This is a genomic window from Lacinutrix mariniflava (assembly GCF_001418015.1).
GTDB lineage: Bacteria > Bacteroidota > Bacteroidia > Flavobacteriales > Flavobacteriaceae > Lacinutrix > Lacinutrix mariniflava.
In genome coordinates this window covers 384,020-409,506 of the sequence record NZ_LIQG01000026.1, presented here as the reverse complement: position 1 = coordinate 409,506, position 25,487 = coordinate 384,020, and the positions used below count along the sequence as shown (strand labels likewise).

The 25,487-nt window shown below is 32.1% G+C and carries 28 protein-coding genes and 1 tRNA gene; 23 read left to right on the top strand and 6 right to left on the bottom strand.

What is annotated here, in order from left to right:
* The first annotated feature begins 5 nt into the window (after positions 1 to 5).
* The 18 genes from porW (at position 6) to ASC44_RS18045 (ending at position 16,326) form a co-directional block, all read left to right on the top strand.
* Entirely contained in the window at positions 6 to 2,555 is a 2,550-nt protein-coding gene (gene porW, locus ASC44_RS08800; RefSeq protein ID WP_152973302.1) for a type IX secretion system periplasmic lipoprotein PorW/SprE, read from the top strand.
* A gap of 27 nt (positions 2,556 to 2,582) precedes the next feature.
* Positions 2,583 to 2,984, top strand: a complete 402-nt coding sequence (locus ASC44_RS08795) for a bactofilin family protein (protein ID WP_055447230.1) — start codon at positions 2,583 to 2,585, stop codon at positions 2,982 to 2,984.
* Positions 2,956 to 3,180 carry an AtpZ/AtpI family protein gene (locus ASC44_RS08790; protein WP_275044206.1) on the top strand — a complete coding sequence of 75 codons (225 nt, stop codon included), beginning with the start codon at positions 2,956 to 2,958 and terminating at the stop codon, positions 3,178 to 3,180. Before ASC44_RS08795 ends, ASC44_RS08790 begins: the two co-directional genes overlap by 29 nt.
* A complete protein-coding gene (locus ASC44_RS08785) occupies positions 3,170 to 3,553 on the top strand; it encodes a DUF6168 family protein (RefSeq protein WP_055447228.1) in 384 nt (127 codons plus the stop codon). Before ASC44_RS08790 ends, ASC44_RS08785 begins: the two co-directional genes overlap by 11 nt.
* A gap of 131 nt (positions 3,554 to 3,684) precedes the next feature.
* Positions 3,685 to 4,770: a F0F1 ATP synthase subunit A gene (atpB, locus tag ASC44_RS08780; RefSeq protein ID WP_055447227.1), complete on the top strand. Its 1,086-nt coding sequence runs from the start codon at positions 3,685 to 3,687 to the stop codon at positions 4,768 to 4,770.
* Between the two features lie 41 nt (positions 4,771 to 4,811).
* The gene (gene atpE / locus ASC44_RS08775) at positions 4,812 to 5,012 is read left to right on the top strand and encodes an ATP synthase F0 subunit C (protein ID WP_193787264.1); all 201 of its coding nucleotides are present in this window, start codon (positions 4,812 to 4,814) and stop codon (positions 5,010 to 5,012) included.
* 87 nt (positions 5,013 to 5,099) lie between these two features.
* Positions 5,100 to 5,591, top strand: a complete 492-nt coding sequence (locus tag ASC44_RS08770) for a F0F1 ATP synthase subunit B (protein ID WP_055447225.1) — start codon at positions 5,100 to 5,102, stop codon at positions 5,589 to 5,591.
* Between the two features lie 7 nt (positions 5,592 to 5,598).
* Positions 5,599 to 6,129: an ATP synthase F1 subunit delta gene (gene atpH / locus ASC44_RS08765; RefSeq protein ID WP_055447224.1), complete on the top strand. Its 531-nt coding sequence runs from the start codon at positions 5,599 to 5,601 to the stop codon at positions 6,127 to 6,129.
* Between the two features lie 29 nt (positions 6,130 to 6,158).
* Positions 6,159 to 7,739, top strand: a complete 1,581-nt coding sequence (gene atpA, locus ASC44_RS08760) for a F0F1 ATP synthase subunit alpha (protein ID WP_055447223.1) — start codon at positions 6,159 to 6,161, stop codon at positions 7,737 to 7,739.
* A 101-nt stretch (positions 7,740 to 7,840) separates the two neighbouring features.
* Complete coding sequence (gene atpG, locus ASC44_RS08755) at positions 7,841 to 8,701, top strand: ATP synthase F1 subunit gamma (RefSeq protein WP_055447222.1); 861 nt, start codon at positions 7,841 to 7,843, stop codon at positions 8,699 to 8,701.
* Between the two features lie 165 nt (positions 8,702 to 8,866).
* On the top strand, positions 8,867 to 9,403 hold the full coding sequence (locus ASC44_RS08750) for a hypothetical protein (protein ID WP_152973301.1): 537 nt from the start codon (positions 8,867 to 8,869) through the stop codon (positions 9,401 to 9,403).
* 64 nt (positions 9,404 to 9,467) lie between these two features.
* Complete coding sequence (locus tag ASC44_RS08745) at positions 9,468 to 10,928, top strand: oligosaccharide flippase family protein (protein WP_055447220.1); 1,461 nt, start codon at positions 9,468 to 9,470, stop codon at positions 10,926 to 10,928.
* A gap of 80 nt (positions 10,929 to 11,008) precedes the next feature.
* On the top strand, positions 11,009 to 11,443 hold the full coding sequence (gene dut, locus ASC44_RS08740; RefSeq protein WP_055447219.1) for a dUTP diphosphatase: 435 nt from the start codon (positions 11,009 to 11,011) through the stop codon (positions 11,441 to 11,443).
* A gap of 92 nt (positions 11,444 to 11,535) precedes the next feature.
* Positions 11,536 to 12,555, top strand: a complete 1,020-nt coding sequence (locus tag ASC44_RS08735; protein ID WP_055447218.1) for a sugar phosphate nucleotidyltransferase — start codon at positions 11,536 to 11,538, stop codon at positions 12,553 to 12,555.
* Positions 12,556 to 12,672: 117 nt separating this feature from the next.
* A complete protein-coding gene (locus ASC44_RS08730; RefSeq protein ID WP_055447217.1) occupies positions 12,673 to 14,037 on the top strand; it encodes a tetratricopeptide repeat protein in 1,365 nt (454 codons plus the stop codon).
* Complete coding sequence (lolB1, locus tag ASC44_RS08725; RefSeq protein WP_055447216.1) at positions 14,038 to 14,814, top strand: lipoprotein insertase outer membrane protein LolB1; 777 nt, start codon at positions 14,038 to 14,040, stop codon at positions 14,812 to 14,814. It begins immediately after the preceding gene.
* A complete protein-coding gene (locus ASC44_RS08720; protein WP_055447215.1) occupies positions 14,814 to 16,043 on the top strand; it encodes a murein hydrolase activator EnvC family protein in 1,230 nt (409 codons plus the stop codon). Before lolB1 ends, ASC44_RS08720 begins: the two co-directional genes overlap by 1 nt.
* Before the next feature lie 130 nt (positions 16,044 to 16,173).
* Entirely contained in the window at positions 16,174 to 16,326 is a 153-nt protein-coding gene (locus ASC44_RS18045) for a hypothetical protein (protein WP_161805010.1), read from the top strand.
* Between the two features lie 266 nt (positions 16,327 to 16,592).
* Here the strand turns inward: ASC44_RS18045 and ASC44_RS08715 are convergent, their stop codons facing one another.
* Positions 16,593 to 17,102, bottom strand: a complete 510-nt coding sequence (locus tag ASC44_RS08715; protein WP_055447214.1) for an acyl-CoA thioesterase — start codon at positions 17,100 to 17,102, stop codon at positions 16,593 to 16,595.
* Between the two features lie 115 nt (positions 17,103 to 17,217).
* The gene (locus ASC44_RS08710) at positions 17,218 to 18,156 is read right to left on the bottom strand and encodes an HU domain-containing protein (RefSeq protein ID WP_055447213.1); all 939 of its coding nucleotides are present in this window, start codon (positions 18,154 to 18,156) and stop codon (positions 17,218 to 17,220) included.
* A gap of 104 nt (positions 18,157 to 18,260) precedes the next feature.
* Between ASC44_RS08710 and dprA the strand changes: the two genes are divergently transcribed.
* Positions 18,261 to 19,364, top strand: coding sequence for a DNA-processing protein DprA (gene dprA, locus ASC44_RS08705; RefSeq protein ID WP_055447212.1), 1,104 nt, complete (start codon positions 18,261 to 18,263; stop codon positions 19,362 to 19,364).
* Between the two features lie 223 nt (positions 19,365 to 19,587).
* Here the strand turns inward: dprA and ASC44_RS08700 are convergent, their stop codons facing one another.
* The 4 genes from ASC44_RS08700 to rseP all read right to left on the bottom strand — a co-directional run bounded on the left by ASC44_RS08700 (position 19,588) and on the right by rseP (position 21,775).
* On the bottom strand, positions 19,588 to 19,875 hold the full coding sequence (locus tag ASC44_RS08700) for a GIY-YIG nuclease family protein (protein WP_055447211.1): 288 nt from the start codon (positions 19,873 to 19,875) through the stop codon (positions 19,588 to 19,590).
* An 86-nt stretch (positions 19,876 to 19,961) separates the two neighbouring features.
* Complete coding sequence (locus tag ASC44_RS08695; RefSeq protein WP_055447210.1) at positions 19,962 to 20,249, bottom strand: GIY-YIG nuclease family protein; 288 nt, start codon at positions 20,247 to 20,249, stop codon at positions 19,962 to 19,964.
* Between the two features lie 38 nt (positions 20,250 to 20,287).
* Positions 20,288 to 20,361: transfer RNA gene (locus ASC44_RS08690), tRNA-Asn, on the bottom strand.
* 67 nt (positions 20,362 to 20,428) lie between these two features.
* Positions 20,429 to 21,775 carry an RIP metalloprotease RseP gene (gene rseP / locus ASC44_RS08685; protein WP_055447209.1) on the bottom strand — a complete coding sequence of 449 codons (1,347 nt, stop codon included), beginning with the start codon at positions 21,773 to 21,775 and terminating at the stop codon, positions 20,429 to 20,431.
* Positions 21,776 to 22,105: 330 nt separating this feature from the next.
* Between rseP and ASC44_RS08680 the strand changes: the two genes are divergently transcribed.
* From ASC44_RS08680 to ASC44_RS17905, 4 genes are all read left to right on the top strand, one after another.
* Entirely contained in the window at positions 22,106 to 22,777 is a 672-nt protein-coding gene (locus ASC44_RS08680) for an SCO family protein (RefSeq protein WP_055447208.1), read from the top strand.
* A gap of 75 nt (positions 22,778 to 22,852) precedes the next feature.
* Positions 22,853 to 23,086, top strand: a complete 234-nt coding sequence (locus ASC44_RS08675; protein WP_055447207.1) for a FeoA family protein — start codon at positions 22,853 to 22,855, stop codon at positions 23,084 to 23,086.
* On the top strand, positions 23,079 to 25,184 hold the full coding sequence (feoB, locus tag ASC44_RS08670; RefSeq protein WP_055447206.1) for a ferrous iron transport protein B: 2,106 nt from the start codon (positions 23,079 to 23,081) through the stop codon (positions 25,182 to 25,184). Before ASC44_RS08675 ends, feoB begins: the two co-directional genes overlap by 8 nt.
* The gene (locus ASC44_RS17905) at positions 25,185 to 25,316 is read left to right on the top strand and encodes a FeoB-associated Cys-rich membrane protein (RefSeq protein ID WP_152973300.1); all 132 of its coding nucleotides are present in this window, start codon (positions 25,185 to 25,187) and stop codon (positions 25,314 to 25,316) included. It abuts the gene before it with no gap.
* Positions 25,317 to 25,487: the final 171 nt, after the last annotated feature.

Genomic DNA, 25,487 nt, shown 5'->3' with positions numbered 1-25,487 from the left:
TACCGTTGAAAACAGTAAAAAAATCCATACTATTTATAGCTCTTTCTACCTTGATTATTACAGGTTGTTCGCGTAAGAACAACAGTTTTATTAGTCGAAATTACCATGCTGTAACTACAGAATATAATACATTATATAATGGTTTTATAGCCTTAAAAAAAGGGCGTGAAACCTTAAACGAAGCTTATAGAGATAACTATTGGGATATTTTACCAGTAGAGCGTATGCAAATTCTTGATGAAATTGTATTGCCTGGTCAATCTAAAAACGAAAACTTTACTACGGCAGAAGAGAAAGCCGTAAAAGCCATACAAAAACATGGCATGAATATTCAAGGTAAAGAACACAATCCCCAAATAGATGAAGCTTATCTTTTGTTAGGGAAATCGCGTTATTTCGATCAGCGTTTTGTGCCAGCCTTAGAAGCTTTCAATTACATTCTATATAAATATCCAGCAAGTAGTAATATTAATCAAGCACGAATTTGGAGAGAGAAAACCAATATGCGCTTGGAGAATGATGAGTTAGCAATTAAAAACATAAAAACGCTCTTAGAGCAAGAGGAATTAGAAGGGCAAGATTTGGCAGATGCGGCGTCTACAATGGCTCAAGCGTATATAAATACAAAATATTTAGATAGTGCATTAACACAAATTGTAATTGCTGCAGAGTCTACTAAAAAACGTTTCGAAGAAGGAAGGTATTTCTTTATTCAAGGTCAGTTATACAATGCGTTACAGGATAAAGATAGTGCAAATATTGCTTTTGATAAAGTAATCGATTTAAATCGAAAAATCCCTCGTAAATATCTAATAAGTGCTCACGTAGAAAAGGCTAAAAATTTCGATTACGAAAAAGGAAATAAGCTAGAGTTCATTGAGCATTTAACAAAGCTTGAAGAAGATAGAGAAAATAGACCTTTTTTAGATCAGATTTATCACCAAGTAGCACAATATCATATAAACCAGAAGCAAGATTCTATAGGAATCGCTTATTATAACAAATCTATACGTACAAATTCTCGAGATAATATTCTAATGGCAAGAAACTACGAGATTCTTGGAGATATGAGTTTCGATGTTAATAATTACAAAGTAGCAGGAGCTTATTACGATAGTACGATGATAAAGATGGTTGAAAATAGTAAGCCATTTAGAACAATCAAGCGTAAAAGAGAAAATTTAGACGATGTTATTTATTATGAAGGTTTAGCTGAGGTAAACGACAGTATTATGCGTTTAGTGAAAATGGGAGATTCTGCTAGGCAGCGATTCTTCGAAGATTATGTGGCTAAACTAAGAGAGGAGAGAGAAGTGGAAGCAGAGCGTTTGGCTATAGAGGAGCAGAAAAAAGTATTAGCTCAAACTAACGTAGGTCAAACTCAAAGTAGTGCGTTTAAACCAAAAGGTGGTCCTCCGGGAGCATCGGCATTTTATTTTTATAACGACCAGACAGTTGCTTATGGTAAAAATGAGTTTCAACGTATTTGGGGAGAAAGAGAGAATCAAGACAATTGGAGATGGTCAGACGGCTCTAGAGCGACTCAAATTGTAACAAGCTCTAATACCGATATAGCAAATAATGTAGAAGATCAAACGTTAGATGTCGATTATTATATTGCGCAGATTCCTACAGAAGAAAAAGCAATTGATAGCATTTCGAAAGAACGTAATTTTGCATACTACCAATTAGGGTTAATATATAAGGAAAAATTTAAAGAGTACGACTTAGCAAAATCTAAGTTTACAGACTTGTTAAATAACAATCCAGAGGAACGTTTAATTTTGCCTGCAAAATATAACTTGCTTAAAATGTATGAAACTTTAGGTAGAACTGCGGAAATGAATATTCTTAAAAATGAAATAATTTCTAATTATCCAGACTCTCGTTACGCAAAAATATTAAGTAATCCAGAAGTTGCATTGGCTAAGGATGATAGTAGTCCGGAAAGTATTTATGAAGACACTTATAGTCTGTTCGAGGCACAAGAGTTCGAGGCAGTTATTACAAAATGTGTAAAATATATTGGAGCTTTTGAAGGTGACGAAATAGTTCCAAAATTCGAATTACTAAAAGCTTTTGCAAAAGGAAGGTTGCATGGCTTTGAAGCTTATAAGAAAGCGATTAATGAGGTTGCTGTAAATTACGCCAATACACAAGAAGGGATTCAAGCGCAAGCCATTTTAGATACCTCTATAAAAGGTTTAGAGAGTTCTAAATTTGAAGATGATATTAGTGCAACAAGATGTAAAGTGGTTTACACGTTTTCAAGCGCAGCAAAAACAGAAATTGAAACTTTTAAGAAGACTTTAGACGAAACAATAGCTACTGCAAAATACAATAACATGTCTACGTCTGTAGATGTTTATAGTAAAGACCAAACATTTGTTGTAGTCCATGGGTTAAGAAGTATAGAAACAGCAAAAGAGTTTGTAAGTTTATTTCCTTCGGAATTAAAATCTAAAATAGAGCGTCCGTTTTTCGGAATTTCAACTAACAATTACAGAACGCTTCAAATTCATAAAAATTTACAAGCTTATACTACTAACCAATAGTATTGCATAACCTTAAAATTAATAGCAATGTTCTCTGAGAATAAAAAAGGCAAACAAAACGAAAATTCTTCAATTCAAAATTTAATTGCCAACGGCACCAAAATAGTTGGTACGTTTTCAAGCGAAGGCGATATTAGAATAGATGGTATAATAGAAGGTGATGTTATTACACCGGGAAAAGTTGTTGTTGGTAAAACAGGAGAGATTCATGGCTCTTTAGAAAGCAGTAACGCGCATTTTGAAGGGAAACTTACGGGCAAATTAAAGCTTACAGGAACATTAACTTTAAAAGCATCTGCGCACATTGAAGGCGAAGTGATAACAGGAAAGTTAGCCGTAGAGCCTGGAGCAACATTTAACGTATCGTGCGTTATGAAATCTACAGTAAAAGATATTAAAGGTGAGCAAAAAACCAAAAAAACAGCTTAGTAATTACGTAAAATTTACCACTATAGCGTTTCAAATGATTGCTACTATTGGGTTGCTTACTCTTTTTGGGATATGGCTTGACTCTAAATTCCCAAATAATTATAGCCTCTACACAGTTATATTTTCTTTATTAGGAGTGTTATTTTCAATGTATCAAGTTATAAAAAAAGTGACATCAATGAATAATGAAAAATAAACTAATAACCTTCTCAACAATATTAATACCCTTTTCATTAATATTATTTGCACTTCAATACTTTGTAGTTACTAAATTAGTTAGTGACTTGGCGCTATTTTATAGCACATGGAGTGTGTATCTATTTCATTTTATTGCAACTTTATTAGTTTACATGGCTGTGCTTTTTGTAAATAAAACATTTTCAGATCAAACTGGTTTTGCTTTTATGGCATGTGGTTTGGTAAAAATGATGGCTGCTTTAGTCTTTTTATTGCCATTAATTCAAAATAAAGAAATAGATGCTTTAAACGATGTTTTAGCATTCTTTGTTCCCTACTTTCTTTTTCTATTGTTAGAAACAGTATATGTTGTTAAAGTTCTTAATAAATAATTACTATTTAAGCCTTAGCAATTAACGAGTTGCATTCTAATTTTTTTTTTAGAAGAATAGTTACAAAGTCTAAAGAAAAACCATACCTTTGCACGGAATTTTTAGAACTATAATTTTTTATTATAAAAGGTATGACGATCGCACAAAATCCTATCAAATTAATCGCAACGCTTATTATAGCTATGCTTCCATTCTTTGCTTTAGCATTTGATGGTGGTCAACATGGTGATGATAAAGAATTTAATGCAAGTGAATTAATTAATGGACACATTGGTGATTCTCATGAATTTCATATTGCAGATTGGAATGGACACCCAATTTCTTTTTACTTACCGGTAATTTTATGGACAGATAATGGTTTAACTGTTTTTTCTTCAGAAAAATTTCATCACGATAATACTGGAGAGCATATAGTTGAAACTAACGGGCAGAAATTTGTGCGTCATAATGAGGTTATTTATTATGCCGATGATTATGCGAACTTAGCAGAAGACGATAAAAGTGCTTTTAATTTTGAAGCAAGACCTTTAGATTTTTCAATTACGAAATTGGTATTCTCAATGTTGTTTTCTGTAATAATATTATTTATTGTGTTTTATGTGGTAGCTAGATCTTATAGCAAAAACGATAAAGCACCAAAAGGATTAGCTGGTTTCTTAGAGCCATTAGTATTGTTTGTAAGAGATGATATCGCTATTCCTAATATAGGAGAAAAAAAGTACGCTAAATTTATGCCGTATTTATTAACAATCTTTTTCTTTATTTGGATTAATAATATATTTGGATTAATTCCTTTTTTTCCATTTAGTTCTAACTTAACAGGAAATATCTTTTTTACATTTGTATTGTCAGCAATTACATTTTTAATTACTTCTTTCAATGGTAATAAAGATTACTGGAAGCATGTTTTCGCTCCGCCAGTACCAAAAGCGTTATATCCTATTATGATTCCTATCGAAATTATAGGACTAATAACAAAGCCTTTCGCATTAATGATTCGTTTGTTTGCTAACATAACAGCCGGTCATATTATTATATTAAGTTTAGTATCTCTTATTTTTATATTCAAAAGTGTTTTTATTTCTCCTGTTTCAGGTGTTTTCGTTTTGTTTATGAGTGTTTTAGAGATGCTGGTTGCTGTTTTACAAGCGTATGTTTTTACGTTATTATCAGCATTATATATTGGTCAAGCTGTAGCAGAGCACGACCATCATTAAATATGAGTTTTTTAATTATTAACTAAATAAATTTTATTACTATGGTATTAGCTGGAATTGGTGCTGGACTTGCTGTTATTGGAGCAGGACTAGGTATCGGAAAAATTGGTGGATCTGCAATGGAAGCAATTGCTCGTCAGCCAGAAGCTGCGTCAAAAATTCAAACTGCAATGATTATTGCTGCTGCACTTATTGAAGGTGTTGCACTTTTCGCAGTTGTAGTTGCATTAATTGCAAAATAATTTTTGAGAAGAAATTAAATAGTTCCAGAACGGTTGGTTCTGGAACTATTTTAAAATTAAAGAATTAATTTAAAAAATAATATAGATATGAACTTTACTGCACCAGAAAGTTTAATTTTTTGGACAACTATAATCTTTGTAGTATTCTTTTTCTTAATGAAAAAGTTTGCTTGGAAACCAATTTTGGGAGCCGTTAAAAGTCGTGAAGAGTCTATTAATAATGCATTAAAGTCTGCTGAGAATGCAAAGATTGAAATGCAAAATTTACAAGCAGATAACGAAAACCTTTTAAAAGAAGCACGTGCAGAGCGCGAAGCTATGTTAAAGGATGCTCGTGAGATTAAAAACAAAATGATTGACGACGCTAAAGAAGAAGCGCAAACGCAAGCAAACAAAATGATTGCTCAAGCGCAAGCTGCTATCGAAAGCGAAAAGAAATCTGCAATGGCAGAATTAAAAAATCATGTAGCTGGATTATCTGTAGATATAGCAGAAAAAGTAGTACGTCAAGAATTAACTAACAAAGACAAGCAACTAGCATTAGTAGAGTCTTTATTAGGCGAAGCAAAACTTAACTAATAAATAGATGGGAAGAGCAGCATTACGTTATGCAAAAGCAGTTTTAAGTTTAGCACAAGATCAAAAAACAACGGATGTTGTTAATAATGATATGAAGCTAATTGTAAATACTGTCGCGCAAAGCAAAGACTTAAGCGATGTGCTTGAGAGTCCTGTAGTTAACGATACAATTAAAAAATCTGCTTTACTGGAAATTTTTAAAGGCATCAATCCTTTATCAGTAAATGCAATAGATACATTAATTACGAATAAAAGAATTTCAATACTTGCAGAAGTAGCGAAGCAATACACTGTTTTATTCGATCAATTAAATGGAACTGAAGTTGCAACAGTAACAACAGCATTACCATTAACAGACGATTTAAGAGTAAAAGTTTTAGCTAAAGTTAAAGAACTTACTGGAAAAGAAGTAGCTGTTGAAAATGTTATAGATGAAACGATCTTAGGAGGTTTCATATTAAGAGTAGGAGATTTACAGTACGATGCAAGTATTACAAATCAACTAAATAAATTAAGAAGAGAATTTACATTAAACTAAGGTATTTTTATATCTAAATATATAATAAGATGGCAGAAGTAAAACCAGCTGAAGTATCAGCAATCTTAAAACAACAACTTGCAGGATTTGAAGCTAGCGCTTCTTTAGACGAAGTTGGAACAGTATTAACTGTAGGTGATGGTATCGTACGTGCATACGGATTAGCTAACGCTCAATATGGAGAATTAGTAGAATTTGATGGTGGATTAGAAGGTATTGTACTTAATCTTGAAGAAGATAATGTTGGTATTGTACTTTTAGGAACATCAGTAGGAGTTAGAGAAGGATCTACAGTAAAACGTACAGAACGTATTGCATCTATTAAAGTAGGTGAAGGTATTGTTGGGCGTGTTGTAGATACTTTAGGAAACCCTATCGATGGAAAAGGACCTATTACTGGAACAACTTACGAGATGCCTCTAGAGCGTAAAGCTCCTGGTGTTATTTACAGAGAGCCAGTAACAGAGCCATTACAAACAGGAATTAAAGCTATTGATGCAATGATTCCAGTTGGTAGAGGACAACGTGAGCTAGTAATTGGTGACAGACAAACAGGTAAAACTGCAGTTTGTATTGATGCTATCTTAAATCAAAAAGAATTTTACGATGCAGGTGAGCCTGTATATTGTATATATGTTGCTGTAGGTCAAAAGGCCGCAACAGTAGCGCTTATTGCTAAAACTTTAGAAGAAAAAGGAGCTTTAGCATACACAACAATAGTAGCTGCAAATGCATCAGATCCTGCTGCAATGCAAGTTTATGCACCTTTTACAGGAGCTTCTATTGGAGAGTACTTTAGAGATACTGGTAGACCAGCTTTAATTGTTTTTGATGATTTATCTAAACAAGCAGTTGCATACCGTGAAGTATCTTTATTATTAAGACGTCCACCGGGACGTGAAGCGTATCCTGGAGATGTATTTTACTTACACTCAAGATTATTAGAACGTTCTGCAAAAATCATTAATAATGATGCTATTGCTAAAGAAATGAACGATTTACCAGATTCGCTTAAGCCAATCGTTAAAGGTGGTGGTTCTCTTACAGCTTTACCAATTATTGAAACACAAGCAGGAGATGTTTCGGCATATATTCCAACAAATGTAATTTCAATTACAGATGGACAAATTTTCTTAGATGGAGATTTATTTAACTCTGGTGTTCGTCCGGCAATTAACGTAGGTATTTCTGTATCTCGTGTTGGTGGTAACGCTCAGATTAAGTCAATGAAAAAAGTATCTGGTACTTTAAAATTAGATCAAGCACAATACCGTGAGTTAGAAGCTTTCGCTAAGTTTGGTTCAGATTTAGATGCGGTAACTTTAAATGTAATTAATAAAGGTAAACGTAACGTAGAGATCTTAAAGCAAGGTCAAAACGATCCATTTACTGTAGAAGATCAAGTAGCAATTATTTATGCTGGATCTAAAAACTTATTAAAAGACGTTCCTGTAAATAAAATTAAAGAATTTGAAAGAGATTACCTTGAATTCTTAAATGCTAAGCACAGAGGTGTTTTAGATACATTAAAAGCAGGAAAATTAACTGACGAGGTTACAGATACACTTATAACTGTATGTAAAGACCTATCAGCTAAATATAGATCATAAAAAGTTTTAATTTAGAGTTGTAAGGTAACTTGCAACTCTAAATTATTATTATAAAACTAATGTCACTCGGAGCTTGTCGAAGAGTCTTTATAATATAAAGAATGGCTAATTTAAAAGAAATACGTAATAGAATATCTTCAGTATCTTCAACGATGCAGATTACTAGTGCCATGAAAATGGTATCTGCTGCTAAGTTAAAGAAGGCTCAAGATGCTATTACAGCAATGCGACCTTATGCAGATAAGTTAACAGAGCTTTTACAAAGTTTAAGTGCTACTCTTGATGCAGATACTGGAAGTCAGTATTCTGATCAAAGAGAAGTAAAGAACGTACTTATTGTTTCAATTTCTTCAAACAGAGGTTTGGCAGGAGCTTTTAACTCGAATATTATCAAACAAACTAAAAATTTAATTGATAATGTACATTCAGGTAAAAATGTCTCTGTAATTGCAATTGGAAAGAAATCTAACGATGCTTTCGCTAAAACAGGTAATGTTATTTCAAATCACAGTGAACTATACGATGATTTAACTTTCGATAACGTGGCAATTATTGCAGAAATGTTAATGGATAAATTTGTTTCTGGTGAGTTTGATAAAATCGAAATCGTTTATAACAAGTTTAAAAATGCTGCAACTCAAATTATAATGACTGAGCAGTTTTTACCTATTGTTCCAATAGAAGGAGCAGCAGTTGCTAAAGCAGATTATATCTTCGAACCGTCTAAATTGGAAATTGTTGAAGCGCTTATACCTAAGTCGTTAAAAACACAATTATACAAAGGTATTAGAGATAGTTTTGCAAGTGAACATGGTGCACGTATGACAGCAATGCACAAAGCAACAGATAATGCAACTGAGCTTAGAGATCAGTTAAAATTAACATATAATAAAGCACGTCAAGCATCTATTACCAATGAAATCTTAGAGATTGTTGGTGGAGCAGAAGCTTTAAATAACTAATATTACTTATTCTGTGTGTTAAACAGAATCTACAATACTTAAAACCTTGTTCTTCATGAACAAGGTTTTTCTTTTTAATATAAGGCTTAAAACATTTATGGGTTAATTTTAACCATAATGGAATGAAAATTGTTTTACTATATTTATAATTAATTTATTAGGACTATGAAACGATATAAAATATTTGCTGTATTAACACTATCTGTTATAATGCTTACAAGTTTTACGCAATGCTCTAGCTCAAGAAACACAAGTGATCTTAATAAAAACCCAGAAAGTTTAGAATTAGAAGACAGTGCATCTTTTATTTTAGACACTGTTTATATTCAAAGTTGGATGGCTGGAGTACGTGGAGGAGGTTCAGGAATTCATATGTATATTACTTTGGAAAGCAATAAGAACAATGTCATGTTAGATAGTGTTTATTTTAGAGGTCTTCAAACCAAAGTCGAACTTAGTAAAATAAGTTATATAGCGAGTTTTAAAACTTCTGCAAACCAGAAGGACGATATTATTATGAGTAATAATAAAAATGACGAATATGGTAATCTTCCACCTGAAGAACAAAATTTTCCTTTTCAGCTAAAGGAGAATGAATGTGTATTAAGCTATATCGAGAACAATACAACTAAGTATTTGTTAGTAAAAAATGTGCAAGAGAAGCCGCAATTAGAATATCCAAGCGCTCCTCCACGTCACTAATAGAATTAAGCATTGTATGTCTTTATTATTTGCCGTACATTTATAGTAATTATTTCACACCAATTTGAGCGGATTTAAATCTCTTTTTAAGCAAACATTTATTTATGGTCTAGCCACTGTGTTACCACGAATGTTGAGCTTTATTTTGGTGCCACTTTACACGGATCCAGAAGTATTATCTACTGCAGAGTATGGTCGTGTATCTTTTATATTTGCCTATTTTGTATTGTTTAATGTTGTTCTAGCTTATGGAATGGAAACTGCATTTTTTAGGTTTTTTAATAAAAACGATAACCAAGATAAGGTAACAAGCACATCGGCTATTTCTATAATAGTAAGCTCTTTTGCTTTATTAGGTGGCGCTTTTCTTTTTAGAAATCAAATTTCATCACTTATAAGTATAGATCTTAAATACTTAAATTTAGTGTTTATAGTTCTACTTTTAGACGCATTAGTAATCGTTCCTTTTTCGTGGTTACGTGCAACGGGAAAACCAATGCGCTACGCTATTATTAAATTAGTAAACGTTGCTATTAATTTAGGTCTTAATATTTTTCTGCTATTGTATTTAAAGGATTTGGCTGAAAACAATTCTCTTTTTAACAGTATTTATAAACCAAATTTTGAGATCAGTTATATATTTATTTCTCTTATTATAGCAAGTGCTATTACATTACTGTTGTTACTTCCATTTTACGTCAAAATTAAATTTAAATTTGATACAGAATTGTGGAAGAAAATGATGCGTTACGCTATGCCTGTTTTAATTGCAGGTATAGCCTATTCTGTTAATGAAACCTTCGACCGTATTCTTTTAGAAAAACTACTGCCAGAAAACATAGCAGACGAACAAGTCGGTATGTACTCTGCATGTTACAAGCTAGCCTTATTTATGACTTTGTTTGCAACTGCTTTCCGTTTAGGCATAGAGCCTTATTTTTTTAGTCATTCAAAAACAGAAAATCCTCAAAAAAATTATGCAAAAATATTAGAGTATTTCGTTGCTTTTGGGTCCGTAATTTTCTTGTCTGTTGTGGTATTTGCCGATGTTATAAAACCTTTTATTATTAAAAGTGAAGCGTATTATGAAGCCATGTGGATTGTTCCTTTTATTCTTCTTGCAAACTTTTGTTTAGGAATATATCACAACCTTTCTGTTTGGTATAAAATTACAGATCGCACTAAATTTGGTGCATACATTTCTATATTTGGAGCAATAATAACACTGGTTTTAAATTATATTTTAATTCCTAAAATTGGATTTAAAGGCTCAGCTATTGCTACACTTTCTGCTTATGCAATAATGATGTTGTTATCTTTTTACTTCGGTAGAAAATACTATCCAATCCCATATAATTTTAAAAAGATAGTACTTTACTTTGGACTTTCAACACTATTCTCTATGTTGTATTTCTATCAATTTAGAGGTAATTATGTTATTGGAATTGGAGCATTAATTGTATTTTTAGGCATCGTTTTTCAGCTTGAAAAAAAGGAAATTATTCAAATTTTAAAAAGTAAGTAATTTGTCATTGAGAGAAAAGCGAAGACTATCAGTAATAAATACATAATTTAAAAGCAATACCGCTTATGCGGAAAGTAACCATGCAAATAAAAATAATAAATAAATCTGCTCACGCTTTACCGCATTACGAAACCATTGCTTCTGCAGGAATGGATTTAAGGGCTAATATAGAAGAGAGTATTATATTAAAACCTTTGGAGCGCACAATCGTACCAACAGGGCTGTTTTTAGAGCTGCCAATTGGCATAGAAGCTCAAGTAAGACCAAGAAGTGGTCTAGCAATAAAAAAAGGCGTTACAGTGCTTAATGCTCCAGGAACGGTTGATGCAGATTATAGAGGTGAAGTAGGCGTGATTTTAGTTAATTTATCTTCGGAAGAATTTACCATCGAAAACGGAGAACGTATTGCACAACTAGTAATTGCTAAACATGAAAGAACAGAATGGTTAGAAGTAGAAACACTATCTAAAACCGACAGAGGAGAAGGTGGTTTTGGAAGTACAGGAGTGAAGTAGAAAATAAAAACTACTAACACGTTCTAAAAACGTGTAGGTAGAAGTTAAATAAAGTTTAATTTAAAAAACACCTGCTTTTGCAGGCAATTAATATGAAAATAATAGTACCAATGGCAGGACGAGGTTCTCGACTGCGTCCACATAGTTTAACAGTACCAAAACCATTAATTCCTGTTGCAGGACAACCTATTGTACATCGTTTAGTAAAAGATATTGTAAAAGTATTAAACCAACCAATAGAAGAGATTGCCTTTGTTTTAGGTGATCCCGCTTGGTTTGGAGACGATGTTGTATCAAGTTTAAAAGAACTAGCTACAAGCTTAGGTGCAAAAGCTTCCATTTATAGACAAGACCAACCGTTAGGAACTGGTCATGCCATTATGTGTGCTAAAGAGTCGCTGTCTGGACCAGCTGTTATTGCTTATGCAGATACGTTAATTCGTGCAGATTTTAACTTAGATCCAGAAGCAGATGCTGTTATTTGGGTAAAACAGGTGGATCAACCAGAAGCTTATGGTGTTGTTAAATTAAATGACAATAAAGAAATTGTAGAGCTTGTAGAAAAGCCAGAGCAGTTTGTTAGTGATTTAGCAGTTATTGGAATTTACTATTTTAAAGAGGTTTCATATTTAAAAGATCAATTGCAAAAAGTACTAGATAATAACATTATTAATGGCGGAGAATACCAAATTAACGATGGTATTAAAGGCATGATGGCTAATGGGAAGGTGTTTAAAACAGGTGAGGTTAGCGAGTGGATGGACTGTGGAAATAAAGCAGTAACTCTAGAAACTAACCAACGTATGTTAGGTTTCTTAAAAGCAGATGGAGAAGAGAAGTTATTAGCAGATTCAATAAAAAATGAAAACTCAAACATTATTGAGCCTTGTTATATTGGTGAGAATGTTATTTTAAAAAACGCTACAATTGGACCAAACGTTTCTATTGGAAACAACTGTGTTATTGAAGATAGTACAATTAAAAATAGTCTTATTCAGAACGAGACAATAATTAAAAACGCTAATTTAGACGAAGCAATGATTGGTAACCACGTTAAGTACGATGGGAAATTTACTAAAATTAGTATTGGTGATTATTCTATTTTAGAATAACCTAGTTCCTGCGCAGACAGGAATCTTTTGAATCAATTAGAATAATTTAGATTTGGAATAAATTTTGATTGATTCATCTTTAAAATGTAAAGATTCCCTTTTTCAAGGGAAATAAATATGAATAAACTAAGCTATATATTATTTTTTGTCTTCGGAATACTCCTATTTCCGGTAGCTGTTTCTGCGCAAGTAGATTTTAATGCAGCACCAGATGATGATTTAGGAAATGTATCAGATGAATTTCAAGAACTTTTTTACGAAGCACTTAAAGAAAAAGCAATAGAAAACTACGATAAAGCCATTAATGCATTACAGAAGTGTATTGAAATGGACGATTCGCGATCTATTTTGTATTTTGAATTAGGTAAAAATTACAATAAGCTTAAAAACTTTGGTGCTGCAGAAGATGCGCTTAAAGAAGCGGTAAGTAAAGAGCCTGATAACGAGTGGTATTTAGACGAGCTTTACGAAAGTTATGCACAGCAAAAAGACTACGATAAAGCGATAAAAACTATCAAGCAATTGGTAAAATATCATCCGGATTATAAAGAAGATTTAGCTTCATTATATGTAAGAACTAAAAAATATAAGGAAGCAATAAGAGTACTTGATGATTTAGATGAAGAAATAGGAACTTCAGATGAAAGAGACCGTTTAAGAAATCAGATTTATAACGTTACAGGACAAAAAAAGCAGCAAATAAAAAATCTTGAAGCACGGGTAGATGAGAATCCAGATGCTGAAAAAAATTACTTGGCTTTAATCTTTAGGTATAGTGAGAGTAACGATACAAAAAAAGCATTTGAAACGGCGAAGAAACTCTTAGAAGTGCATCCAGAATCGCAATTGGTACATCTAGCATTATACAAGTTTTATTTAGATGATAATGATGCAGAGATGGCTATAAAATCGATGAAAGTGGTTTTAAGTAGTAGACAAATAAAACCAGAGGCTAAACTAAAAGTGTTAACAGATTTTGTAACCTTTGTAGGTAAGAATCCGGAATACGAAAAAGATTTAGTAGATATTACTTCTTTGGTTAGTGAAAGTGCCGCTGATGCTAAAACATTTATTGAAATTGCTCAATATTATTTAGCTAATGATGACAAAGCTAGTGCTATTGGGTATTATGTAAAAGCTCAAGCTATTGAACCTGATAATTTTGGAATATTAAGAAATATTATTTTATTACATATTGACTTAAAAGAGTTTGATAAAGCAGAACAAAAAAGTAGTGAAGGTCTAGAAAAATATCCTTCGCAACCAGTGCTTTATCTTATTAATGGCGTTGCTTTAAATCAATTAGAAAAGTTTAATGATGCAATAGAAACTCTCGAAATTGGACTCGATTATATTATAGATGATGCAAAAATGGAAGCCGATTTTTACAAGCAGCTTAGTAAAGCTTATACTGGTTTAAACAATTTAGCGAAAGCAAAAACGTTTAGTGATAAAGCTATAAAGTTAGAAATCCCAAATTAAATGAAATTTAGACCTCAAATAGTTTCGCTAATACTTGTGCTTTGTATTGGTTTGGTAAGTTGTAACTCTGCAAAAACTATTACAGAGAACGGAACCTTAAATGCTAATCTTTCTTCAAAACAGATAATAAAGAATAACGCGAAAAGTAATTCTGAATTTAAAATGCTTAGCGCTAGATTAAAAATTGAATCTACCGATGGTAAGAAATCACAATCTGTTTCTGTGTCTTTAAGGATGGAGAAAGATAAAATGATTTGGATGAGTAAACTAGGTATTGTAAAAGCCTTAATTACACCAAATAGAGTTGCCTTTTATAATAAATTAGATGGAACCTATTTTGATGGTGATTTTACTTATTTAAGCGAATTATTAGGAACCGATCTCGATTTTAATAAAGTGCAAGCACTCCTTTTAGGAGAGCCAATTTTTAATCCAAATACAAAGGATTACGAGGCTTCAGTTTTCGAGAAATCTTATATGCTACAACCTAAAAAACAAAACGATTTATTCGAGTTATTTTTACTTTTTAATCCAACGCATTTTAAAATGGATTCTCAAGAAATAGCACAATCTAAAAACAAACGTTTACTTAAAATAGATTATTTAGCGTATCAAAACGTGGATAAAGAAATTCTTCCAGAACGCATAAAAATTCTTGCGTTAGAAAATGAAGACCAATTAATAATAGACCTTGAGTACAAAGGTATAGAGTTAAACCAAAGCCTTAGGTTTCCGTTTAAGATTCCTTCAGGTTACGACAAAATAGAATTAAAATAATGACCAATTTTCAACATAAATTATTAGTTTTTAGTTTGCTATTTTTTTGCAGTGCTCTTGTCTTTGCGCAAAGCGGAAAGCAAAAGGAGCTAGAAGCGAGGCGATTGGAATTATCAAGAGAGATCCAACAGATAAATAAATTATTATCTTCAAATCAATCTAAAAAAAAATCACAAATTTCTCAAATAGAAGACCTGAACCATAAGGTTAGTGTTCGTGAGAATCTTATAAAAGTAACCAATCAACAAGCTAATTTATTAACACGCGAAATTAACACCAATCAAAAACAAATTACAGCAAATCGCGATGAGTTAACAGTTTTAAAAGACGGCTATGCTAAAATGCTTCAAAAAGCATACAAGAATAAAAACAAGCAAAGTCGTATTATGTTTTTACTGTCTGCAAATAATTTTAAACAAGCTTACAAACGTGTTCAGTATTTAAATCAATATGCAGATTATCAAAAAGAACAAGCCGATAAAATAAAGGTTAAAACCATTGCGCTTCAAGAAGCAAACACCAATCTATTAGTTCAAAAAGAAGCAAAGAGCAAACTAATTTCAGAAAATAAAAAAGAACAAAAAACGCTAGAAATTGAGCGTAAGCAGCACGAAGTTATTATGGCGTCCATTAAAAAGGATTTAAATAAATACACAGCTCAAATTAAAGCTAAAGAAAAAGAAGCAAGAAGAATAGATGGGCAGATAGATAAGTTAATTAGAGATGCTATTGCAGCCTCTAATAAAAAAGCGGGTGCTAAAACAACAACAAAATCTAAGGGTTTTGCATTAACAGCAGAAGCAAAGGCGCTTGCAGCAGACTTTTTAGGGAGTAAAGGTAAATTACCTTGGCCAGTAGAAAAAGGTGTGGTAAAACTGCGCTATGGTAAGCAACCGTCTCCTGTAGATAGAAACTTAACTATTAATAGTAATGGTGTTAGAATTTCTACGGAAAAAGGAGCAAAAGTAAGGGCTGTTTTTAATGGAGAAGTTATGGGTATTTTAAAACCTAAACGTAGTAATCCTATTGTAATGGTAAAGCATGGTAATTATATTACTACATACCAAAATCTTGGTAAAATATTTGTTAAGACTGGCGATAAAGTAACAACTAAACAGGAAATTGGAGAGGTTTTTACTAATCCTACAACTGGTGAAACCGTTTTAAAATTTAGAATAGATAAGGATAATAAAACTCAGAATCCTTCTAGTTGGATTTTTAAGATGTAACATTCCTGCGAAGGCAGTAATCTCTTGAAATTAAATAAAAACATGAAGTGCTACTTTGGATAGTTATGATACTTAGATGTAAAAATTAAATTTAATTTTTACATCTGTTCTTCTCTTTATCCTTTTTTCTATGTATTTATTTCATAAAGATAGAAAAGATCATTTAAAAGGAAATGTAAGGTATAGTATTGGTACTATTACGAATCTTAATAGCGGAGCAAAAGTATCTAATAGTTTTAGATACGCGTTTTATGCTAATAACCAATTCAAGAAAAGTATATAGGTAAGATGTTTTTAGTTAAATACAGTAATGAAAAACCTAAATATAGTGAGTTGTATTTGCATAAGCCAGTACCAGATAGTCTATTAAATTGTGTGAAATGTGTTTGGGATAAACTACCATTTTAGTTTTACTATGACTGCGATTTGCGAAGTTTGTAACTTCGCACCAAAACAAGAAATCTGATTTTTATATTATAACTGCGAAGTTACAAATATCGCAGAGCATTAAACATTTTAGCTTAAGCCGTTAAGCTTTGTAAACAGAACCTACTCAAAAATCGCCTTCAACTCAGTCGCATCATGAGGTTTCATTTTTCCTGCTAAAACTAAACTTAATTGTTTACGTCTTAAGGCACCTTCAAAACGCTCAATCTCTTCTTTAGTTTCTGGAATTAATTCTGGTACTCGAATAGGTCTTCCGGTTTCATCTACTGCAACAAAAGTATATATGGCTTCATTAGCTTTCGCTTTTACGCCAGATTCTCTGTCTTCTATCCAAACATCTATGTAAATCTCCATAGAGCTTGTAAAAGCGCGAGATACTTTTGCATCTACAGTTACAACACTCCCTAAAGGAATGGCGCGATTAAAAGCAACGTGATTAACAGATGCGGTAACAACAACACGTCTAGAATGACGACGCGCACTAATACCTGCAGCACGATCCATTCTAGCCAATAACTCACCACCAAAAAGGTTGTTAATTGGATTGGTTTCACCAGGTAAAACCATATCAGTCATTATTGTTCTTGATTCTTTTGCTGTTCTTGCTTCCATCAATTTTATTTAAAAATTTGTTCTCATGAAAATGAGGGTCTTTTTGTAAAATGCAAAGGTAAGCCGATTTAAAGGTTCAGCCTTAAATTTTAGGAAATATTAAGAGAAAGTGTATTTAGTTTAAGTCATTAACTAATAACCAAGCAGCTTCGTTTTCGTTTTTACGAATAGAATTTAGCATGTTTATAGCTTCGTTTCTATCGTTAAAGCTTCCGTAAGCAACTTGATGTAATCCATATTTATTAACACCAATTTTTCTAGCTTTAAAACCTTGTTCTTTTAGTTGTGCTACTTTTTTAAGACAATTGTCTTCTACTCTAAAAGCACCAGCAACAATATGGTAGTTTCCAGATTGCTTACTTACATTTAATGTTGCAGCAGGCAATGGATTACTAATAATAAAAGTAGCTTCCTGAATTTTGGTTTCTAACTGTGTATTGGCTTCTTCTTGTGCAATTTGATTTTGAGACTCAATAGTATTTACATAATTACTACCAGAAACCAAACCTGTAATCGTTAATGCAATTAAAGCAATAGCAGCATACTTAAGATAAGGCTTTGTTTTACGGCTTTCTTGAGTAATTGTTAACGGAATTACTTTTTCAATCGCTTCAACTTCTTCCTTGTAAACTTCACGTGTTACAGCAGGAGAAACTAATTGAGATAAACCAAAAGCATCAGTTAAGTAGTTTAAGTGGTAACTTGGGTTAAACTCAATTTTAGCTTCGGTATTGAGTTTTAAATCACCAATATTTTCGAAAGAAAGTGTTTTACCTTCAGTTAAATTAGACTTAAGAGATTTTACGCGTTTTGCGATTTTTTCGGTAGCTGCTTCAAATGGTATTTTTTCTACATCAGCAATATAACGTGCTAATAAACCATCGTTAGTTTGTATTTGCTCGTTAAACGATAATCGTTTTTTTGGCGGATAAAAAGCATTTGTAGTTTCGTGAACAGTTGCAGATACGCGTTGTGATAAAAAAGCACCAAACTCAGGTACAGTAACACATTCGTAACGGTATAATAAATCGCTTATGTAAGTCTCTAATTGCATAGAAACAAAGTTAAGATTTTTTATTACCCATAAAAATGTAGGCTCTATTAGTTATTAACACCGTTAAAATTCTTTTATTGTAGTCTCAAAATCAATTAGATAAAATGACAGAAAACGACTTGCTTTACATATTAGCGCTACAAAATGTCATTAAAATTGGTGATGTAACGGCAAAAAAACTCATATCTCATTGCGGTTCTGCCGAAGCTGTGCTTAAAGAGAAGAAACAAAACCTCTTAAAAATAGATGGCATTGGTAGTGTTACTATTTCCGATTTGTTTAGCCGAAACCATTTCGAAGCAGCAGAAAATGAACTTAAATTTATTAAAGCTGAAGGTTTAAAAACACACTACTTTAATTCAGATTCTTATCCTGAAAGATTAAAACACTGTATTGATAGTCCTATTTTACTTTTTGAAGCAGGAAATATAGATCTAAACAAAAAGCACATTATTAGTATTGTTGGTGCAAGAAAAATAACAACTTCCGGTATTGCTTTTTGTGAGAAGTTAGTGGAAGAGCTTGCTATTTACGATCCTGTAATTGTTTCTGGTTTTGCGTATGGTACAGATATTACAGCACATAAAGCAGCCATAAAACACAACTTGCAAACTATTGGTTGTTTAGCTCATGGTTTAAATCAAATCTATCCAAAAACACATAAAAAATATATGGCAGAGGTAGAGAATAATGGAGGTTTCTATACCGATTTTTGGAGTACTGCTAATTTTGATAGAAATAATTTTTTAAAACGTAATCGTATTATTGCTGGTATTAGCGAAGCAACTATAGTTGTAGAATCTGCCGTAAAGGGAGGTAGTCTTGTTACTGCAGATATTGCAAACTCTTATAATCGCGATGTATTTGCGGTTCCTGGTCGCACAACAGATTCGCAAAGTGTTGGATGTAACAATTTAATAAAACAACAAAGAGCACACTTATTATCGACACCTTTAGATGTGCCTTATATACTTAATTGGCAATTAGAAGACAGTAAAAAACCGGTAATACAAAAGCAATTGTTTGTAGAGCTTGACGATAACGAAAAAGTAATTTATAATTACCTTAAAGATAATGATAAGGTAATGCTTGATATTATTGCACTAAACTGTAATATGCCTACTTTTAAAATCGCTGGTTTGTTATTAAATATGGAACTTAAAGGTGTAATTAGACCTTTACCAGGGAAATTGTTTGAGGTTATTTAAAATTCTCTTCTTTTTAATAATTAGTTTCTTAAAGTTTTGACTTGTTATTCTATATCGTGAAGAAATAAAATTAATGATGTTTTGTTATTAAAGACTAAGTATAGATATAGCAGTTAGTGAGTGAAAGTTTACTCCATAAAAAAAGCCACTATTTCTAGTGGCTTCTGTAAACTTGCTCCTCTTCTTAGGCTCGAACTAATCCCGATAGCTATCGGGACTCTGCTTAACTTTTATATTTTTCTTTTAGTTTGCTGATAATTTCTGGATACTTTTTTAGATTCTTGATGTATACTTTACTTTTCATTTTTTTAATGTGTAGTTCAATCTTTTTGGCAATTGTTTTGTTTTCGCATTGAAATTTCAAGAATAAAGTCCAGTCGTTAGCTTTAGCTGTAAATTTTCGAGACTCAGCATTTTTATGAAACTCTATTCTAATATTAAAGTCGGCAGTTTCACCTGTATAGAATTTATCAAGTTTAATCGAATGTAGTATGTAGACGGTATGTTCCATAAAAAAAGCCACTATTTCTAGTGGCTTCTGTAAACTTGCTCCTCTTCTTAGGCTCGAACTAATCCCGATAGCTATCGGGACTCTGCTTAACTTTTATATTTTTCTTTTAGTTTGCTGATAATTTCTGGATACTTTTTTAGATTCTTGATGTATACTTTACTTTTCATTTTTTTAATGTGTAGTTCAATCTTTTTGGCAATTGTTTTGTTTTCGCATTGAAATTTCAAGAATAAAGTCCAGTCATTAGCTTTAGCGGTAAATTTTCGAGACTCAGCATTTTTATGAAACTCTATTCTAGTATTAAAGTCGGCAGTTTCACCTGTATAGAATTTATCAAGTTTAATCGAATGTAGTATGTAGACGGTATTTTCCATAAAAAAAGCCACTATTTCTAGTGGCTTCTGTAAACTTGCTCCTCTTCTTAGGCTCGAACTAAGGACCCTCTGATTAACAGTCAGATGCTCTAACCAACTGAGCTAAAGAGGAGTGTTTTTCGCTGTTGCGAGCGCAAATATATATTCTTTTTTAGTATCTGCAAAACTTTTTTTAATTTTTATTTAAAAATTGCCTTAAAAATATCATTTCCGTTGGCAAATAGTACTAAACCTATTAAAATAAAGAAGCCTACAGTTTGTGCATACTCCATAAATTTATCACTTGGTTTACGTCCTGAGATCATTTCGTATAATAAAAACATAACGTGTCCACCATCTAAAGCAGGAATAGGTAATAAGTTAAGTACACCTAACATAATCGATAAGAAAGCTGTAATGCTCCAAAAAACTGGCCAGCTCCAAGTATTAGGGAAAACATTTAAAATGGCGTAAAAACCACCTACACCTTTATAAGCACCTGTTTCAGGATTCCCTATTTCTTTAAGTTGTCCAAAGTATTTACCTACTTGTCCAGTAAACTTATTATATCCACCACTAAAACTTTCTCCAAAAGAGTATTCTTTAGTTGTCATATTGTAATAACCTAGTTTCTGCATATAATCCGAACCAACTCTTCCATAAGGAACTGCTTCTATTTTCCCTTCGTTACTAACTTTTATAGTTTCGTTTAAAACAACATCTTCTCTTAGAAATTCTACATCAATTGTTTGACCTTTATAATTCTCTAATATTGAAACAGCCTGGTCGTAATATTTTATTTTATTTTGACCAATTTTAGTTAAAACATCATATTGTTTTAAGTTCACAGATTTATTTATAGAAGAATCTGGTACTTCAGCTATCATAAAAGGATAACGCATTTCAAATAAATCTCTTCTTTTACTGTCTGAAAATTGACCTAAAAAATCTACAGGCATTGCAATTTCTTTCTTAACACCATCTCTTGTAAACTCAATAGTTTTGGCACCAATAAAGTTTCCTTTAATATCAGAAACATAGTTAACATCATAATCTCCAACCTTAGTAATATTATCACCAGTTTTAAAACCTAAATCTGTTAATAGCGGATTTTCAACTAAATAACCATCTTGAATACTTGTAGCATCAATATTTTTGTCACCATAAATAAAAGACAAGAAAAAGTAAATTACATAAGCCAATACAAAGTTTACAATTACACCTCCAAGCATAATAATTAAACGTTGCCAAGCTGGTTTAGATCTAAACTCCCAAGATTTTGGTTCTTCTTTCATGGCTTCGGTGTCCATGCTTTCATCAATCATTCCAGAAATTTTAACATATCCACCAAGCGGTAGCCATCCAATTCCGTAGACAGTTTCTCCAATTTTTTTCTTAAAAAGAGAAAATTTTACATCAAAAAATAAGTAGAATTTCTCTACTCTAGTTCCAAATAATTTTGCTGGTATAAAGTGCCCAAGCTCGTGAAGTATGATTAATAGTGAAAGACCCAGTAAAAACTGAGAGATTTGTATAATAATTCCCATGTAGTTTATCTATTCATTTTTATGACGCCCAAAAGTAAGTATTTAGGCTTAGAACTCGTTTATACTTTTTGTGTTTAAGCGAAAATTAGGAGTTTTTAACTCAGTTTTTGCCTTTTTTGAGCTGCATAGTATCGCTACGGAGTAATAAAAAGACGAAAATTGAGTTAAAAAGAACAATTTTTTAGCAAATAGAAAATGTGCAAATGAGTTCTCATTTAAAAAGCCATTACTTAATTGCTTTACGTTTTAACAGCAATTTATGAGCCTAAAAAGTGGTTTAAGAATTGTTTGGGTTGTATTTTTGTAGGATATTGACTTAATTCTTCTTTTATGCTTTCTTTTTTTAAAGACTATAAAAAATTTGCGATTGGATTCTTTATCCTTTCAGCTATCATTGTTTTCATTATATATAACATTTTAAATGTTGAAAAACCTTTACCAGTTTATCAGCCTAGTAATGTAGAGGTAACCCTGGTTGACAGTACAATTCAGCATGTGAAAAAATACCATAAAATTGCAGATTTTAGTTTAACTAACCAAAACGGAGAAACCATCACCCAAAAGGATTACAAAGATAAAATCTATGTAGCCGATTTCTTTTTTACCACTTGCCAGACTATTTGTCCGATAATGACAGGTCACATGGGAGATATTCAAAAGGAAATACTTAACGATAATGATATTATGTTACTATCACATTCTGTAACTCCAGTAATCGATAGTGTTGCGCAGCTTAAAAAGTATGCAGTACAAAAAGGAGTAAACGATGCTAAGTGGAATTTAGTAACAGGAGATAAAAAACAAATCTATGAACTGGCTAGAAAAAGTTATTTAGCAGTAAAATCTGTAGGTAACGGTGATAAATACGATATGATACATACCGAAAACTTCATGCTTATTGATAAAAAACGTCAAATTCGTGGGTTCTACGATGGTACAGATCCAGAAGCTATATCTCAACTTCTAAATGATATAGAAAAGTTAAAACGTATGGAAAATTAATAGTTTTTTGGTTTTAAATTTTTAGCTTAAGTTTTTTCTCTTACTTTTGCTTCTTTAAAATCAATCTAAATAAGCTTGCAACATACAATAGCACATTTAAAACGCGGAGAAAAAGGTATAATTACTGATGTTTCTTCAGCATTAATCCCTTTAAAACTTCTTGAAATGGGTTGCCTACCTGGTAATCTTGTCGAGTTAGTACAAGTTGCGCCATTTTCGGACCCATTATATTTAAACATTAATGGAAGCCATTTAGCAATTAGAAAAGAAACAGCTATTCACATTTTAATAGATAGAATAGATGAGTAAGCAAATAAACGTAGCCTTAATAGGAAATCCTAATACCGGAAAAACATCTGTTTTTAATGCTCTTACAGGTTTAAACCAACAAGTTGGTAACTATCCTGGTATTACTGTAGAGAAAAAAGAAGGTATCTGTAAACTACCACGTGGTCTAAAAGCGCATATTATAGATTTACCAGGAACCTACAGTTTAAATGCTTCATCGTTAGATGAAAACGTAGTTATAGAATTACTTTTAAATAGAAACGATAAGGATTTTCCGGATGTTGCTGTAGTTGTTAGTGATGTCGAAAACCTAAAACGTAACCTATTACTTTTTACACAAATTAAAGATCTTGAAATACCTTGTTTGCTTATTGTTAACATGGCAGATAGAATGCGTAGAAAAGGTATTACGTTAGATATAGAGTATTTAGAACAGCAATTAGAAACTAAAATAGCTGTCATTAGTACGCGTAAAAATGAGGGTATTGATAACTTAAAACAGCAAATAATAAATTATAAAGAGTTATCTGTTAAGCCTTGTTTAAATGCTTCAACAATCGATGATGAGTATTTTAGTAGATTGCGCAAAGCATTTCCAAATCAATTATTATACAAACTATGGTTGGTTATTACTCAGGATGTAAACTTTGGTAAAACAAATAGAAAAGATTTTGATGCTATTGCAAGTTTTAAAACAAAATCTAAAGGCGATTTAAAAAGACTTCAGCAAAAAGAAACCATAAAACGGTATCAGTTTATAAACAATGTTCTTAAAAAAGGACAAACCATAGACGCATCTCAAGCAACAGATGTTCGTGCAAAGTTAGATCGTATTCTAACGCATAAAGTATGGGGTTACCTTATTTTCTTTTTAATCCTTTTAACTATTTTTCAAGCCATTTACGATTGGTCTAGTATTCCAATGGATTGGATAGATTCGTCTTTTGCTTCACTAAGTAATTGGGTAAAATCTACATTTCCAGGAGGAGGGAAAGTAACAGATTTAATTGCCGAAGGTATTATTTCGGGATTAGGTGGAATTATTATCTTTATACCTCAAATAGCCTTTCTATTCCTGTTTATAGCCATACTTGAAGAAAGTGGTTACATGAGTCGTGTCGTGTTTTTAATGGACAGAATCATGCGTCGTTTTGGATTAAGTGGTAAAAGTATTGTGCCTTTAATTTCTGGAACAGCTTGTGCTATTCCTGCAATAATGGCAACACGAAATATAGAGAACTGGAAAGAACGTTTAATTACCATTTTAGTAACACCTTTTACAACCTGTGCAGCGCGTTTACCAGTATATTTAATCATCATTTCGTTAGTAATACCAGAAGGTAAAATTCTAGGTTTTATAAGTTATAAAGCATTAACATTAATGCTATTGTACCTCATAGGTTTTGGTGCGGCAGTTGGTTCTGCTTGGATCTTAAATAAAATCCTTAAAATTAAGAGTAAAACCTTTTTTGTAGTTGAAATGCCAAACTACAAAGTGCCACTTTTAAAAAATGTAGCACTTACGGTTTTAGAGAAAACAAAGGCGTTTATTTTTGGTGCTGGAAAAATAATTCTAGCCATTTCAATAGTACTTTGGGTATTGGCGTCTTATGGGCCTGGAGAGCAGTTTAATAATGCCGAGAGTATTGTAACAGAACAGTACGCGCAAGACAATTTAACTGTCGATGAGTTAGATCATAAAATCGCTTCACATAAATTAGAATATTCCTTTATAGGTATTACAGGACGTGCAATTGAGCCAGCTATTAGACCTTTAGGTTACGATTGGAAAATTGGTGTAGCCTTAATAAGTTCTTTCGCAGCACGAGAGGTTTTTGTAGGAACTTTAGCCACTATTTATAGTGTAGGTAGTGATGATGAAGAAACTATAAAAAACCGAATGGCAGGAGAGGTAAACCCTATTCTTGGAGGTCCATTATTTAATTTTGCTTCAGGTATTTCTTTACTTTTATTTTATGCCTTTGCAATGCAATGCATGAGTACGTTAGCTATTGTAAAAAAAGAGACTAATACATGGAAATGGCCGGTTTATCAATTTACTATCATGACTGCAATAGCATATATTGTAGCTTTAATAGCATTTCAATTCCTAAAATAAATGAGTACAACACTTCAAAATATAATTGTTTTAATAATCTTAAGTTTTGCTGTAGGATTTCTAGTAAAGAAATATTTCTGGAAAAATAAATCTAAAAAAGCATGTGGGACAGACGATTGTGGCTGCCACTAAATAGCTCTAAAAAAGAATAGCATGTACAGTGTTGTAATTTTTTGGGCGTTTTAACAGGCTGTCACTACTCGCTTTTTTTGAAAAAAACAAAAAAGAGCTCAAACATGCCGTTCCATCCCTAACGCGAATATTCAACGTATAAAAAAGACCTCACAAATTTTAAAATTATAA

Excerpts from the sequence above, each read along its gene's own strand:
- ASC44_RS08730 (WP_055447217.1), top strand. The coding sequence starts at position 12,673 with ATGAATAAACTAAGCTATATATTATTTTTTGTCTTCGGAATACTCCTA.
- ASC44_RS08700 (WP_055447211.1), bottom strand. The coding sequence starts at position 19,875 with ATGGAACATACCGTCTACATACTACATTCGATTAAACTTGATAAATTC.
- atpB (WP_055447227.1), top strand. The coding sequence starts at position 3,685 with ATGACGATCGCACAAAATCCTATCAAATTAATCGCAACGCTTATTATA.
- ASC44_RS08785 (WP_055447228.1), top strand. The coding sequence starts at position 3,170 with ATGAAAAATAAACTAATAACCTTCTCAACAATATTAATACCCTTTTCA.
- atpH (WP_055447224.1), top strand. The coding sequence starts at position 5,599 with ATGGGAAGAGCAGCATTACGTTATGCAAAAGCAGTTTTAAGTTTAGCA.
- lolB1 (WP_055447216.1), top strand. The coding sequence starts at position 14,038 with ATGAAATTTAGACCTCAAATAGTTTCGCTAATACTTGTGCTTTGTATT.
- atpE (WP_193787264.1), top strand. The coding sequence starts at position 4,812 with ATGGTATTAGCTGGAATTGGTGCTGGACTTGCTGTTATTGGAGCAGGA.
- dut (WP_055447219.1), top strand. The coding sequence starts at position 11,009 with ATGCAAATAAAAATAATAAATAAATCTGCTCACGCTTTACCGCATTAC.
- ASC44_RS18045 (WP_161805010.1), top strand. The coding sequence starts at position 16,174 with ATGTATTTATTTCATAAAGATAGAAAAGATCATTTAAAAGGAAATGTA.
- feoB (WP_055447206.1), top strand. The coding sequence starts at position 23,079 with ATGAGTAAGCAAATAAACGTAGCCTTAATAGGAAATCCTAATACCGGA.
- ASC44_RS08710 (WP_055447213.1), bottom strand. The coding sequence starts at position 18,156 with ATGCAATTAGAGACTTACATAAGCGATTTATTATACCGTTACGAATGT.
- ASC44_RS08795 (WP_055447230.1), top strand. The coding sequence starts at position 2,583 with ATGTTCTCTGAGAATAAAAAAGGCAAACAAAACGAAAATTCTTCAATT.
- ASC44_RS08680 (WP_055447208.1), top strand. The coding sequence starts at position 22,106 with ATGCTTTCTTTTTTTAAAGACTATAAAAAATTTGCGATTGGATTCTTT.
- ASC44_RS08750 (WP_152973301.1), top strand. The coding sequence starts at position 8,867 with ATGAAACGATATAAAATATTTGCTGTATTAACACTATCTGTTATAATG.
- atpG (WP_055447222.1), top strand. The coding sequence starts at position 7,841 with ATGGCTAATTTAAAAGAAATACGTAATAGAATATCTTCAGTATCTTCA.
- rseP (WP_055447209.1), bottom strand. The coding sequence starts at position 21,775 with ATGGGAATTATTATACAAATCTCTCAGTTTTTACTGGGTCTTTCACTA.
- ASC44_RS08720 (WP_055447215.1), top strand. The coding sequence starts at position 14,814 with ATGACCAATTTTCAACATAAATTATTAGTTTTTAGTTTGCTATTTTTT.
- ASC44_RS08695 (WP_055447210.1), bottom strand. The coding sequence starts at position 20,249 with ATGGAAAATACCGTCTACATACTACATTCGATTAAACTTGATAAATTC.
- ASC44_RS08715 (WP_055447214.1), bottom strand. The coding sequence starts at position 17,102 with ATGGAAGCAAGAACAGCAAAAGAATCAAGAACAATAATGACTGATATG.
- dprA (WP_055447212.1), top strand. The coding sequence starts at position 18,261 with ATGACAGAAAACGACTTGCTTTACATATTAGCGCTACAAAATGTCATT.
- atpA (WP_055447223.1), top strand. The coding sequence starts at position 6,159 with ATGGCAGAAGTAAAACCAGCTGAAGTATCAGCAATCTTAAAACAACAA.
- ASC44_RS17905 (WP_152973300.1), top strand. The coding sequence starts at position 25,185 with ATGAGTACAACACTTCAAAATATAATTGTTTTAATAATCTTAAGTTTT.
- ASC44_RS08735 (WP_055447218.1), top strand. The coding sequence starts at position 11,536 with ATGAAAATAATAGTACCAATGGCAGGACGAGGTTCTCGACTGCGTCCA.
- ASC44_RS08770 (WP_055447225.1), top strand. The coding sequence starts at position 5,100 with ATGAACTTTACTGCACCAGAAAGTTTAATTTTTTGGACAACTATAATC.